The organism is Piscinibacter gummiphilus, assembly GCF_002116905.1.
GTDB classification, from domain to species: Bacteria; Pseudomonadota; Gammaproteobacteria; order Burkholderiales; family Burkholderiaceae_C; genus Rhizobacter; species Rhizobacter gummiphilus.
In genome coordinates this window covers 2,624,845-2,638,308 of sequence record NZ_CP015118.1, presented here as the reverse complement: position 1 = coordinate 2,638,308, position 13,464 = coordinate 2,624,845, and the positions used below count along the sequence as shown (strand labels likewise).

Genomic DNA, 13,464 nt, shown 5'->3' with positions numbered 1-13,464 from the left:
TTCAGTTGGGCGCGGCGGCCAGCCGGGCATCGGCTTCGCGCACCGCATCGCAGAACCGGCGGATGGCGTGGGCATCCTTGATGCCCTTTGCCGATTCGACGCCGGAACTCACATCAACGGCCCATGGCCGGACCCTGAAGATGCCTTCGATCACATTTTCGGCATGCAACCCACCAGACAAAACGACCGGACGGGACACGCCGTGAGGAATGAGAGACCAATCAAATGCCTTTCCGCTGCCGCCGTAGCTCTCGACGTGGGTGTCGAGCAGCAGGGCCTGAGCGTCGGGATACTGGAGGGCGAAGTTTAACAAATCGAAGCCGGGGGACATGCGGGCGGCCCGCAGGTAGGGACGGCCCGCCTGCCAGCACTGCTCCGGGCGCTCGTCGCCGTGGAACTGCAGCACCGCGTTCGGGATGGCGGCAGTGACCGCCTCGATGAGGGCGGCGCCGGCGTTGACGAACAGCGCGACCGGCGTGACGAAGGGCGGCAGCCGGCTCGCGAGCCGGGCAGCCTTCTCCACGCTCACATGACGCGGGCTTCGCTCGTAGAAGTTGAGGCCGATGGCATCGGCACCTGCCTCGACGGCGGCGTCGACGTCGACTTCGCGGGTGAGGCCGCAGATCTTGATTCGGGTGCGTCGGGTCATGGCACGGGGCGCCGGCAGGCGCAGGAGAAAACCATCGATCGTGAGCGTGGGCGGCTCGGAAATCAGCGGGGCAGCCAGTCCATCGCCGCGGTATGGGTCGGCAGGTCCAGGGCGGGATCGTAGTACGGACCGGCGAAGTACAGCCCCGCCGGGGAAAACGTGGGCGCGGCATGCAGACGCAAGCGAGCGGCCAGCACCTCCGCCATCCAGGACGGCGGTCGCCGTCCGGCACCCACGGCGATCAGGCAGCCCATGATATTGCGGATCATGTGGTGCAGGAAGGCGTTGCCGTCGAAGTCGAAGCGCCAGTACGCCCCGCAGCGGCGGATCTCGATGGCGTTCAGTCGGCGCACCGGCGAATTGGCCTGGCACTCGGACGAGCGGAAGGCGCTGAAGTCGTGTTCGCCGATGAGGACGCACGTGGCCTCGCGCATGCGGTCGCCGTCGAGCGGCGTGAACACCCAGCCGGCGGACCCCACCTCGATGGCCGGTCGCACCGGCGACTCCAGCAGCACGTAGGTGTAGCGCCGCCCGAGGGCGCTGTAGCGGGCGTGGAACTCGGGGCCCACCTCGCGGCACCACAGCACGGCGATGTCGGGGGGCAGGTAGCGGTTGGTGCCCCGCACCCAGGAGTTGAGTTCACGGACCACCGGCGGGTCGATGTGCACGACCTGGTTGAGCCCGTGCACCCCGGTGTCGGTGCGGCCGGCACACATCGTGTCGACAGGCTGGGCAGCGAACTCGGACAGCGCCGACTCGAGCCGGCCCTGCACGGTGGGTTCGACGGGCTGGCGTTGCCAGCCGCTGTAGGCCTGGCCGCGGTAGGCGATGCCCAGCGCGAGCCTCGGGCCCTTCGCCCTCTCGGCCACGGATGCTTCGGCCTCGGAATTCACGCAGGGACCTCAATGAGAACGGCCGGCCGGGAACCCCGAACCGGCCGCATCGGGACGGACTGCAATCAGCCCAGTTCGTCCAGCATGGCCTGGGCACGCAGCTTCACGGAGCCGGTGGCCTTGGCCACCACTTCCTGCAGCAGGTCGCGTGCGCCTTCCATGTCGCCGATCTGGCGGAACTCTTCGGCCAGCTCCAGCTTGCGGGCGATCGGGTCGCCATCTTCGCCGGCGGCTTCGCCCAGGTCGATGTCGGCGAAGTCGGCCGCCGGCGGCGCGCCCTTCACCGGCGTGGCCGGCTGGGTGAGTTCGTCGTTCGGCGAGCCCAGGTCGAGGGAGATCGACGACAGGTCGAACTCCATCGAGCCCGAGTTGGACACCGGCGGCTTGGCCACCGGCTGCGCCGGCGTGGCCGGCAGCGTGGGCTCGTCGAGGTCGAAGCGCATGCCACCCAGGTCGTCCTGCGAGGCGGCCGGGAACGGCTGCGTCTGCTCGGTCAGGCGGGCCGGGGGCGGCTCGGCGGCTTGCGGGGAGTCGTCGAAGCCCAGGTCGAGGTCGAGGTCGACACCCGAACCGGTGCTGTCGAAACCGCTCGACGAACCGGTGCTGGCGCCAAACTCGGACGGCGACGGCAGGACCGACTGCGGCATGGTGCTCGCGCCGAGCAGTTCGGCCGACGGACGGCCATCACCCTCGACCTGCGCGGGCACGCCACCCGGCTGGTACAGCGGGTTCTCGGGTTCGATCTGGAGGCCGAGCTCCTGGGCCTTGGCCCAGTCCTCGCCCTGCCCGCCCGTCAGGCCGTACAGCTGCGTGGCCAGCAGTTCGAAGCCCTTCGTGTCACGGCGCTTGGCGTAGACCTCGAGCAGCTTGGTGCGGATGGCCAGGCGCTCCGGGCTGGCGCGCATGGCTTCCTTGAGGATTTCCTCGGCCTGCAGGTCGCGGCCGTAGGCGAGGTACACGTCGGCCTCGGCGACCGGATCCACGTCGCCGATGGCGTCGAGCTGGCTGAGCGAGTAGCTCATCGACGACGAGGCGCCGCTGGCGTCACGGGTGTCGATGCGCTGGCCGCCGCTGGCGCCGAAGAACGAGTCGGGCTGCAGGCGGCTCTCGAGGAACGACGTTTCGCCGCTGTCCTTCTTCTTGCGGTTGCGGACGGTGTAGATGCCGTAGCCGGCCAGCAGGATCACCAGCAGCGCGCCAAGGGCGAGCACCAGCGGGTTGTCTTCGAAGATGGACGGCTCTTCGACCGGGGCCGGTGCAGGCACCGGACGGCGCGGGGCAGCGGCCGAGGCCGGGGGCGCGGCCACCGGTGCGCTGGCCACGGCTTCCGGCTCCGAAGCCGCGGCAGCGACCGGCACGGAAGCGGGCTCGGGCGCCACGACGGCAGCCGAGGCCGGCGCGGGAGCCGGTTCGGGGGCTGGCGCGGGGACCGGTGCGGGAGCCGGAGCCGGCACGGGGGCCGGAGCGGGCGTGGGCGCCGGTGCGGGGGCCGCAGCCGGCTTCGGCGCGGGGGTGGGCACCGTGGGCGTGGCGGTGGGCGTCTGCACGGCGACACCCGGCTTGCTGGCGGCAGCGGCCGGCGCACCGGCCTTGCCACCCTGCTGGGCGCCGGACAGCTTCTTCAGGTCCTCGACGTTCTTGGCGAGTTCGGCCACGCGGGCGGCGGCTTCCTTCTGCTCGCGTTCCTTCGAGAGGCGCGATTCCGGCGCGGACGCCTTGGCGCTGGCGCCCTTGCTCAGGACGAGCTTGTCGGGTGCGGGGGCTGCGGCCTGCTTGCGGTCGTCGACCTCGGCCTTGACCTGGCCGCTGGCCTGGCGGGACGAACCGTCGACCTTGGTTTCGCGCACACCACCGGCCAGGCGCTGGCGGTAGGCACCGAAGTCGGCGCTCTGCGCCTGGATCAGCGAACGGGCTTCGGCCGGCGTGACGGCGCGGACGGCATCGGCGGACGGCACGGCCAGCACGGCGCCGGACTTCAGCCGGTTCATGTTGTTGCCAGCGAAGGCATCGGGATTCGCCTGGAACAGCGACACCAGCATCTGGTCGAGCGAAACGCCCTGGCGCTGCGTGCGGTTGGCGATGCGCGACAGCGTGTCGCCCGGGCGCACGGTGTACTCGTCACCCGAAGCCGAGTCGACCGACGGGGCGCGCGGCGCGGGAGCCGGGGACGACGTGGGCGACGGGGCCGCGCGGCGCGGCTCGGACGCTTCGGCGGCCGGCGCACGCGGCGTGGCCGGACGGCGCTCGGCGCGCGGGGCGGCGGCGGTGTCGGGACGGGCGGGCGTGATCGCCGGCGACGTGGAAGGCGCCGGGGCCGGCGTGGCAGCGGCACGCGACGTCGGCGGGTCGAACAGCATGGTGTACTCGCGCACCAGGCGGCCCGTGGACCAGGAGATCTCGAGGATCACGTCGACGAAGGGTTCCTGCACCGAGCGGTCGCTGTTGACGCGCAGGTACGGGCGGCCGTCGGCGCGGCGCTCCAGCGTGACGCGCGTGCCGGTGAGGACGCCGTTGTAGTCGACCCCCGCGGCGCGGTACGCCTCGGGCGAGGCCACCTTGACCTGCAGGTTCGACGCCTCGTCGGCCGTGAGGCTCGTGACGTCGATCTCGGCGCGCAGGGTTTCACCCAGGCCGGACTGGACGTTGAGACGGCCGAGGCCGAGGGCCATGGCGTCGACGGAGGCCAGCAGCATGGTGGCCAGGGCCACCCCGGTCAGAGCGAAGCGCCCTGCAAACAGCGAGTTGATTTTCAAGGCGTCTCCCAATTGGACGGGGGGTGGAACCGAGCGAGCCCCACTGCTTTCGGAATTGTTGTCTTCGCTTCCAGGGGGTCAGCCATGCGATTCCCAGGGCTATACACTGGAAAATACAATAACATCAACCACATAGGAACACAAGCTCATGCAATGGCTGACGTTCAGCCTAACCCGCGCCAACCTGGGATTAGTGCGGGTTCTTCTGCATGAGCTTGTTGTGACCCCACAACGAGGTCACCCCTTCACCGCCCGTTTCAGGCGTCCAGCAGGATGCGCAGCATGCGGCGCAGCGGCTCGGCCGCACCCCACAGCAGCTGGTCGCCGATGGTGAACGCGCCCAGGTATTCCGGGCCCATCGCCAGCTTGCGCACACGCCCCACCGGGATCGTCATGGTGCCGGTCACCGCCACCGGGGTCAGGTCGCGGATCGTGGCTTCGCGGGTGTTGGGCACGAACTTGACCCACTCGTTGTCGTTCGCGATCAACGACTCGATGTCGGCCAGCGGCACGTCCTTCTTGAGCTTGAACATCAGCGCCTGGCTGTGGCAGCGCATCGCGCCCACGCGCACGCAAAAGCCGTCCACCGGGGTGGCCGGGGTGCCGAAGCCTTCGCCCTGCCCCAGGATCTTGTTCGTCTCGGCGCCGCCCTTCCACTCTTCCTTGCTCATGCCGTTGCCCAGATCCTTGTCGATCCAGGGGATGAGGCTGCCGCCCAGCGGCACGCCGAAGTTGGCGGTCTCGGCCTCGGAGAGGCTGCGCTGCTTGCCGATCACCTGGCGGTCGATTTCCAGGATGGCGCTCTTCGGGTCGTCGAGCAGGGACTTGACGGTGCCGTTCAGCGTGCCGAACTGCGTGAGCAGCTCGCGCATGTGCTGGGCACCGCCGCCGGACGCGGCCTGGTACGTCTGCGTGGCCATCCACTCGACGAGGCCGGCCTTGTAGAGCGCGCCCACGCCCATCAGCATGCAGCTGACCGTGCAGTTGCCGCCGATCCAGTTGCGGCCGCCGTTGGCGAGCGACTTCTTGATGACCGGCATGTTGACCGGGTCGAGGATGATGACGGCGTCGTCCTTCATGCGCAGCGTCGAGGCCGCGTCGATCCAGTGGCCGTTCCAACCCGCGGCGCGCAGCTTCGGGAACACCTCGGTGGTGTAGTCGCCGCCCTGCGCCGTGATGATGATCTCGCAGCGCTTGAGCGCCTCGATGTCGTAGCCGTCCTTCAGCGTGGTCTCATTCTTCGCGAACGCCGGGGCCTTGCCACCGACGTTGCTCGTGCTGAAGAACACCGGTTCGATCAGCGCGAAGTCGTTTTCCTGGGCCATGCGGTCCATCAGGACCGAACCCACCATACCCCGCCAGCCCACCAGGCCGACCAATTTCGTAGCCATGTCGAAAGTCCCGTCGTCGAAAAAAAGTTGCAGCCTTCGTTGTTTCGGCGGCTGCAGGGCCGAATTTAACCCTGGGCCTTGAGCGCCGCCACCACGGCATCGCCCATCTCGCGCGTGCCCACCTTGCGCGTGCCTTCGCTGTAGATGTCGCCGGTGCGCAGGCCCTGGGCCAGCACCGCCTTCACCGCGGCCTCGATGCGCTGGGCCGCGGCCTCCTGGTTCAGGCTGAAGCGCAACATCATCGCGGCCGACAGGATGGTGGCCAGCGGATTGGCCACGCCCTTGCCGGCGATGTCGGGCGCGGAGCCGTGGCTCGGCTCGTACAGGCCCTGGTTCTTCGCGTTCAGCGACGCCGACGGCAGCATGCCGATGGAGCCCGTCAGCATGGCGGCCTCGTCGCTCAGGATGTCACCGAACATGTTGCCCGTGACGATCACGTCGAGACGCTTCGGGTCCTTCACGAGCTGCATGGCCGCGTTGTCGACGTACATGTGCTCCAGCGCCACGTCGGGGTACTGGGCGTGCACCTCGGTGACCACGTCGCGCCAGAACTGGAAGGTCTCGAGCACGTTCGCCTTGTCGACGCTCAGCACCTTCTTGTTGCGCTTGCGGGCGGCCTGGAAGGCCACGTGGGCGATGCGCTCGATCTCCGGGCGCGAGTAGCGCATGGTGTCGAAGGCTTCGTCGGCGCCGGCGAAGGCGCCGTCCGGCGAGGCGCGGCGGCCGCGCGGCTGGCCGAAGTAGATGTCACCGGTCAGCTCGCGGATGATCAGCAGGTCGAGGCCGGCCACGATCTCGGGCTTGAGCGTCGAGGCATGCGTGAGTTCCTCGTAGCAGATGGCCGGACGGAAGTTCGCGAAGAGCTCGAGGTTCTTGCGCAGGCCGAGGATGGCCTGCTCGGGGCGCAGCGGGCGATCGAGCTTGTCGTACTTCCAGTCGCCCACGGCGCCGAACAGCACGGCGTCGGCCGCCTTCGCGAGCGCGAGCGTGGCGGGCGGCAGCGGGTGGCCGTGGGCCTCGTAGGCGGCACCGCCCACCTTGGCCTCTTCCATCTCGAAACGCAGGTCGAGGCAGCCCAGCACCTTCACGGCCTCGGCCATGATCTCGGTTCCGATGCCGTCGCCCGGCAGGATCGCAATCTTCACGAATCTGTTCCTTCAGTTCACAGTCAACACGGTCGGCGCAGGCTCAAGGCCGGGCCCGGGGTCACAGCGTGTGGGCGAGCCACGGTTTGGTCAGCAGGCGCTCGGCCTCGAACGCCTTGATCTTGTCGGCATGGCGCAGCGTGAGGCCGATGTCGTCGAAGCCGTTGACGAGGCAGTACTTGCGGAACGCCTCGATCTGGAACGGCAGCTCGCCGCCGTCGGGCTTCACGACCACCTGGCGCTCCAGGTCGACGGTGAGCTCGTAGCCCACGAACGCGTTGACCTCGTCGAACAGGCGCGCCACCTCGTGCTCGGGCAGCACGATGGGCAGCAGGCCGTTCTTGAAGCTGTTGTTGAAGAAGATGTCGGCGTAGCTCGGGGCGATGATGGCCCGGAAGCCGTACTGGTCGAGCGCCCACGGGGCGTGCTCGCGCGACGAGCCGCAGCCGAAGTTCTGGCGCGTGAGCAGCACCGACGCGCCTTTGTAGCGCGGCTGGTTCAGCACGAAATCAGGGTTCACCTTGCGCGTGGCGGGGTCCTGGCCGGGTTCGCCATGGTCGAGGTAGCGCCATTCGTCGAACAGGTTCGGGCCGAAGCCCGTGCGCTTGATGGACTTCAGGAACTGCTTGGGAATGATCGCGTCGGTGTCGACGTTTTCACGGTCGAGCGGCGCGACCAAGCCCTTGTGGATGCGAAAAGCTTGCATGGTGTCCTAAGTGACGCTTACTTCTTCTTGTCGGCGGATTCCTCCACCTTCTCCCCGGCCTTCTGAACGTCCCTGCCAAAGCCGCTGACGGTGTTGCAACCGACGAGCACGAGGCAGGCGCTGGCGAACAGGATGGCAGTGATCTTTTTCATGGGATCGTCCTTTCGGGGAGGTGGTGGAGCCCTCAGTGTGTCAGGCGAGCCGACGCACGTCGACGAAATGGCCTTCGATGGCGGCCGCGGCCGCCATGGCCGGGCTCACCAGGTGCGTGCGGCCACCCGCGCCCTGCCGCCCCTCGAAGTTGCGGTTGGACGTGGACGCGCAGCGCTCACCCGGCTCCAGCCGGTCGGCGTTCATGGCCAGGCACATGGAACAGCCCGGCTCGCGCCATTCGAAGCCCGCGTCGGTGAAGATCTTGTCGAGGCCTTCGCGCTCGGCCTGCTCCTTCACGAGCCCGGACCCCGGCACCACGAGCGCCAGCTTCACGTTCTTCGCGAGCTTGCGGCCCAGGCGGCGAACGACGGCCGCGGCCTCGCGCATGTCCTCGATGCGGGAGTTGGTGCACGAGCCGATGAACACCTTGTCGATCAGGATGTCCGCGATGGGCTTGTTCGGCTCGAGGTTCATGTACGTCAGCGCGCGTTCCATGGCGCCGCGCTTGTTCGCGTCCTTCTCGCGATCGGGGTCCGGCACGCGGTCCTCGATGGAAAGCACCATCTCGGGCGAGGTGCCCCAGGTGACCTGCGGGCGGATCTGCGTGGCGTCGAGTTCGACCACCGCATCGAACTTCGCGTCGGCATCGGAATGCAGCGTGCGCCAGTAGGTGATGGCCTGCTGCAGTTCGGGACCGGTGGGCGAGAACGGGCGGTTCTGCACGTACTGGATGGTGGTGTCGTCGACGGCCACCAGGCCCGCGCGGGCGCCGCCCTCGATGGCCATGTTGCAGACCGTCATGCGGCCTTCCATGCTCAGCGCACGGATGGCCGAGCCGGCGAACTCGATGGTGTAGCCCGTGCCGCCGGCGGTGCCGATGCGGCCGATGATGGCGAGCACGATGTCCTTCGCGCCGCAGCCGAAGGGCAGCTGGCCCTCGACCTTCACGAGCATGTTCTTCGCCTTGCGGGCGAGCAGCGTCTGCGTGGCGAGCACGTGCTCGACCTCGCTGGTGCCGATGCCGTGCGCCAGCGCGCCGAACGCGCCGTGCGTGGACGTGTGCGAGTCACCGCAGACCACGGTCATGCCGGGCAGCGTGGCGCCTTGCTCCGGGCCGATGACGTGCACGATGCCCTGGCGCTTGTCGTTCATCTTGAACTGCGTGATGCCCAGGCGGTCGCAGTTGGCGTCGAGCGTGTCGACCTGCAGGCGCGAGACCGGGTCGGCGATGCCGTGCGAGCGGTCGGTGGTGGGCACGTTGTGGTCGCTGACCGCCAGGTTGGCGGACAGGCGCCACACCTTGCGGTGCGCCTGCTCCAGGCCTTCGAAGGCCTGCGGGCTGGTGACTTCGTGCACCAGGTGGCGGTCGATGTAGAGCACGGCGGTGCCGTCCTCTTCGGTGTGGACGACGTGTTCGTCCCAGATCTTGTCGTACAGCGTGCGGCCCATGGCTTGCGTTTTCCGTGGCTCTGGCAGGGGAAGAGGCTGATTTTAGGCGTTTCGCAACAAAAACCCCGGCTCGAGGCCGGGGTTTCTTTGCGATTTCGAGGGGTCGGCCCTTTCGGACCGGCCTCCGAAACGGCGTTCAGCGTTGCGCGATCGGTTTGACGTCGCGGGCGACCGAGCCATTGAATAGCTGACGGGGACGGCCGATCTTGTACTCCGGGTCGCCGATCATCTCGTTGAGCTGGGCGATCCAGCCCACCGTGCGCGCGAGCGCGAAGATGGCCGTGAACAGGCTCACCGGGATGCCGATGGCGCGCTGCACGATGCCCGAGTAGAAGTCGACGTTCGGGTAGAGCTTGCGCGACACGAAGTAGTCGTCTTCCAGGGCGATCTTCTCGAGCGCCATGGCCAGCTTGAACAGCGGGTCGTTCTGCAGGCCCAGGGCGTTGAGCACCTCGTGGCAGGTCTCGCGCATCAGCTTGGCGCGCGGGTCGTAGTTCTTGTAGACACGGTGACCGAAGCCCATCAGCTTGATGCCGGAGTTCTTGTCCTTCACCTGCTTGATGAACTCGCCGATCTTCTCGATGCCGCCCGAACGCTGGATGTCTTCCAGCATGTTGAGCGCGGCTTCGTTCGCACCGCCGTGGGCAGGGCCCCACAGGCAGGCGACGCCGGCGGCGATGGCCGCGAACGGGTTCGTGCCCGACGAGCCGCACAGGCGGACCGTGGAGGTCGAGGCGTTCTGCTCGTGGTCGGCGTGCAGGATGAAGATGCGGTCGAGGGCGCGCACGACGACGTCGTTCGGCGTGTAGTCCTCGCACGGCGTGGCGAACATCATGCGCGTGAAGTTCGCCGCGTACGACAGGTCGTTCTTCGGGTAGATGTACGGCTGGCCGATGCCGTACTTGTAGGCCATGGCGACCAGCGTGGGCATCTTCGCGATCAGGCGGATGGCCGAGATCTCGCGGTGCTCCGGGTTCGTGATGTCCGTGCTGTCGTGATAGAAGGCCGACAGGCCGCCCACCAGGCCCGTCATGACGGCCATCGGGTGCGCGTCGCGGCGGAAGCCGCGCAGGAAGAACTGCATCTGCTCGTTGACCATCGTGTGCTTGGTCACGAGGCCGGTGAACTCGGTCTTCTGCGTCGCGTTCGGCAGCTCGCCGTTCAGCAGCAGGTAGCAGGTCTCGAGGTAGTCGCAGTTGGTGGCCAGCTGCTCGATGGGGTAGCCGCGGTACAGCAGTTCGCCCTTGTCGCCATCGATGTACGTGATGGCCGACTGGCACGAAGCCGTGGACAGGAAGCCGGGGTCATAGGTGAACTTGCCGGTCTGCGCGTACAGCTTGCGGATGTCGATGACATCGGGGCCGACGCTGCCTTTGTAAACCGGCAGGTCCATCGCGGGGCTGCCGTCCGAGAACGACAGGGTGGCTTTCACGTCAGACGGGGTCATGGGCATTCCTTAAAAACGAAAAATTGCGGGAAAGACACTCTTCATCGGCTGCTTGGGCAGACGTCAGCGGGGCAGCGCGGGCGCCCGAAGCTGGTGCAGAACGGTCAGCACCTCTTCGGTCGCCAATTCGCCCTCGGGTTCCTTCCGGGCGAGCAACAGATCGAGCAGGTCGTTGTCGGACAGGTCCATCAACGCGAGCAAGGCTTGGGCCTGATTCTCCGTCAAGGTGGCTTCGTGGCGAACGAAGAAGCGCTCGACGAACAGATCATTCTCCAGCAAGCCGCGGCGGCAGCGCCACTTCAGCTTGCTGAGAGCCCGGGCATCGATCAGTTGCTCGGTCATGGGATTAAACCGCGCGGCGCACCATCAGCTCTTTGATCTTCCCAATGGCCTTGGTGGGGTTGAGGCCCTTCGGGCAGACGTCCACGCAATTCATGATCGTGTGGCACCGGAACAGGCGGTACGGGTCCTCGAGGTTGTCGAGGCGTTCCGCCGTGCCCTGGTCTCGGCTGTCGGCGATGAAACGGTAGGCCTGCAGCAGGCCGGCGGGGCCGACGAACTTGTCGGGGTTCCACCAGAAGCTGGGGCAGCTCGTGGAGCAGCTCGCGCACAGGATGCACTCGTACAGGCCGTTGAGCTCTTCACGCTCCTCGGGCGACTGCAGACGCTCCTTCTCGGGCGGCGGCACGTCGTTCACGAGGTACGGCTTGATCGAGTTGTACTGCGTGAAGAACTGGGTCATGTCCACGATCAGGTCGCGGATGACCGGCAGCCCCGGCAGCGGCTTCAGCACGATCGGGTCCTTGAGCGTGCGCATGTTCGTGAGGCACGCGAGGCCGTTCTTGCCGTTGATGTTCATCGCGTCCGAACCGCAGACGCCTTCGCGGCACGAGCGGCGGAACGACAGCGTCGGGTCCACCTGCTTGAGCTTCACGAGGGCGTCGAGCAGCATGCGCTCGCTGCCGTCGAGCTCGACCTCGATGGTCTGCATGCGCGGCTTCGTGTCGGTGTCGGGGTCGTAGCGGTAGATCTGGAATACACGCTTGGTCATGACTTCTTTCCTGGTGCGCTAAGGGAGGTCCGGCCGTTCAGAACGAACGCACCTTCGGCGGGATCGACGCGGTGGTCAGCGGCGTGAGGTTCACCGGCTTGTACTCGAGGCGCAGGTCGGACGAGTACCACAGCGTGTGCTTCATCCATTCCTTGTCGTTGCGGCCGTTCGGGAACTCCGGCGTGTCGCCGTAGTCGTCGACGGTGTGTGCACCGCGGCTCTCGTGGCGGGCGGCGGCCGAGATCATCGTGGCCAGGGCCACCTCGATGAGGTTCTCGACTTCCAGCGCCTCGATGCGGGCCGTGTTGAACACCTTGGACTTGTCGGCCAGGTGGATGTTCTTCACGCGCTTGGCGACTTCCTTGATCTGCTTCACACCCTCGTCCATCACGGCCTGGGTGCGGAACACCGCGGCGTGGGCCTGCATGGTGGAGCGGATGTCGTTGGCCACGTCCTGGGCATATTCGCCCGACGTGCTCGACTCGTATTTCGCGAGGCGCGACAGCGTGAAGTCGGCAGCGGTGGCCGGCAGGTCCTTGTGGCCCTTGGCCTTCAGGTTCGCGTCGACGATGTGGTTGCCGGCCGCACGGCCGAACACCAGCAGGTCGAGCAGCGAGTTCGTGCCCAGGCGGTTCGCGCCGTGCACGCTCACGCAGGCGCATTCGCCCACGGCATAGAGTCCGTTGATGATCTCGTTCTTGCCGTCCTTCGGCACCACGACCTGGCCGTGGATGTTCGTCGGGATGCCGCCCATCTGGTAGTGGATGGTGGGCACCACGGGGATCGGCTCCTTCGTGATGTCGACGTTCGCGAAGTTGTGGCCGATCTCGAACACGGACGGCAGGCGCTTCATGATGGTCTCGGCGCCCAGGTGGGTCATGTCGAGGACCACGTAGTCCTTGTTGGGACCGCAGCCACGGCCTTCCTTGATTTCCTGGTCCATGCAGCGGGACACGAAGTCGCGCGGGGCCAGGTCCTTCAGCGTGGGCGCGTAGCGCTCCATGAAGCGTTCGCCGTTGCTGTTGCGCAGGATGGCGCCTTCGCCGCGGCAGCCTTCGGTCAGCAGCACGCCCGCGCCGGCCACGCCGGTGGGGTGGAACTGCCAGAACTCCATGTCCTGCAGCGGGATGCCGGCGCGGGCGGCCATGCCGAGGCCGTCGCCGGTGTTGATGAACGCGTTCGTGGAGGCCGCGAAGATGCGCCCTGCCCCGCCGGTGGCGAGCAGCACGGTCTTGGCTTCGAGGATGTGCACGTCGCCCGTTTCCATCTCGAGGGCGGTGACACCGACGACGTCGCCGCTGTCGTCACGGATCAGGTCGAGCGCCATCCACTCGACGAAGAAGTTCGTGCGGGCCTTGACGTTCTGCTGGTACAGCGTGTGCAGCATCGCGTGACCGGTGCGGTCGGCCGCGGCGCAGGCGCGTTGCACGGGCTTCTCGCCGTAGTTGGCGGTGTGGCCGCCGAACGGGCGCTGGTAGATGGTGCCGTCGGGGTTGCGGTCGAACGGCATGCCGAAGTGCTCGAGCTCGTACACGACCTTCGGGGCTTCACGGCACATGAACTCGATGGCGTCCTGGTCGCCGAGCCAGTCGGAACCCTTCACCGTGTCGAAGAAGTGGTAGTGCCAGTTGTCCTCGGACATGTTGCCGAGCGAGGCGCCGATGCCACCCTGGGCGGCGACGGTGTGCGAGCGGGTCGGGAAGACCTTCGACAGCACGGCCACGTTCAGGCCGGCCTGGGCCAGCTGCAGCGAAGCCCGCATGCCGGAGCCGCCGGCCCCGACGATCACGACGTCGAACTTGCGCTTGGTCACAGAAGTAGTTGCGC

At 67.5% G+C, this 13,464-nt stretch carries 12 protein-coding genes; all 12 read right to left on the bottom strand.

Features of this window, described 5'->3' with window-relative positions:
* Position 1: 1 nt before the first annotated feature.
* The 12 genes from A4W93_RS11720 to sdhA all read right to left on the bottom strand — a co-directional run bounded on the left by A4W93_RS11720 (position 2) and on the right by sdhA (position 13,399).
* Positions 2-649, bottom strand: a complete 648-nt coding sequence (locus tag A4W93_RS11720; RefSeq protein ID WP_085750775.1) for a phosphoribosylanthranilate isomerase — start codon at positions 647-649, stop codon at positions 2-4.
* A gap of 62 nt (positions 650-711) precedes the next feature.
* Positions 712-1,518 (bottom strand): tRNA pseudouridine(38-40) synthase TruA, encoded by an 807-nt coding sequence (truA, locus tag A4W93_RS11715; RefSeq protein ID WP_237357764.1) that lies wholly within the window; start codon positions 1,516-1,518, stop codon positions 712-714.
* Positions 1,519-1,607: 89 nt separating this feature from the next.
* Positions 1,608-4,295 carry a motility hub landmark protein FimV gene (locus A4W93_RS11710; RefSeq protein ID WP_237357763.1) on the bottom strand — a complete coding sequence of 896 codons (2,688 nt, stop codon included), beginning with the start codon at positions 4,293-4,295 and terminating at the stop codon, positions 1,608-1,610.
* A gap of 257 nt (positions 4,296-4,552) precedes the next feature.
* Positions 4,553-5,686, bottom strand: a complete 1,134-nt coding sequence (asd, locus tag A4W93_RS11705; RefSeq protein ID WP_085750774.1) for an aspartate-semialdehyde dehydrogenase — start codon at positions 5,684-5,686, stop codon at positions 4,553-4,555.
* Positions 5,687-5,751: 65 nt separating this feature from the next.
* Complete coding sequence (gene leuB / locus A4W93_RS11700) at positions 5,752-6,831, bottom strand: 3-isopropylmalate dehydrogenase (RefSeq protein WP_085750773.1); 1,080 nt, start codon at positions 6,829-6,831, stop codon at positions 5,752-5,754.
* A gap of 61 nt (positions 6,832-6,892) precedes the next feature.
* Positions 6,893-7,537: a 3-isopropylmalate dehydratase small subunit gene (leuD, locus tag A4W93_RS11695; RefSeq protein ID WP_085750772.1), complete on the bottom strand. Its 645-nt coding sequence runs from the start codon at positions 7,535-7,537 to the stop codon at positions 6,893-6,895.
* Between the two features lie 17 nt (positions 7,538-7,554).
* Positions 7,555-7,689, bottom strand: coding sequence for an entericidin A/B family lipoprotein (locus A4W93_RS11690; RefSeq protein WP_085750771.1), 135 nt, complete (start codon positions 7,687-7,689; stop codon positions 7,555-7,557).
* A 40-nt stretch (positions 7,690-7,729) separates the two neighbouring features.
* Positions 7,730-9,139, bottom strand: coding sequence for a 3-isopropylmalate dehydratase large subunit (gene leuC / locus A4W93_RS11685; protein WP_085750770.1), 1,410 nt, complete (start codon positions 9,137-9,139; stop codon positions 7,730-7,732).
* 136 nt (positions 9,140-9,275) lie between these two features.
* Positions 9,276-10,586, bottom strand: coding sequence for a citrate synthase (locus tag A4W93_RS11680; protein WP_085750769.1), 1,311 nt, complete (start codon positions 10,584-10,586; stop codon positions 9,276-9,278).
* A gap of 63 nt (positions 10,587-10,649) precedes the next feature.
* Positions 10,650-10,928, bottom strand: coding sequence for an FAD assembly factor SdhE (locus A4W93_RS11675; RefSeq protein ID WP_085750768.1), 279 nt, complete (start codon positions 10,926-10,928; stop codon positions 10,650-10,652).
* 4 nt (positions 10,929-10,932) lie between these two features.
* Positions 10,933-11,637 (bottom strand): succinate dehydrogenase iron-sulfur subunit, encoded by a 705-nt coding sequence (locus A4W93_RS11670; RefSeq protein ID WP_085750767.1) that lies wholly within the window; start codon positions 11,635-11,637, stop codon positions 10,933-10,935.
* A gap of 37 nt (positions 11,638-11,674) precedes the next feature.
* Complete coding sequence (gene sdhA, locus A4W93_RS11665) at positions 11,675-13,399, bottom strand: succinate dehydrogenase flavoprotein subunit (RefSeq protein WP_407081714.1); 1,725 nt, start codon at positions 13,397-13,399, stop codon at positions 11,675-11,677.
* Positions 13,400-13,464 lie beyond the last annotated feature (65 nt).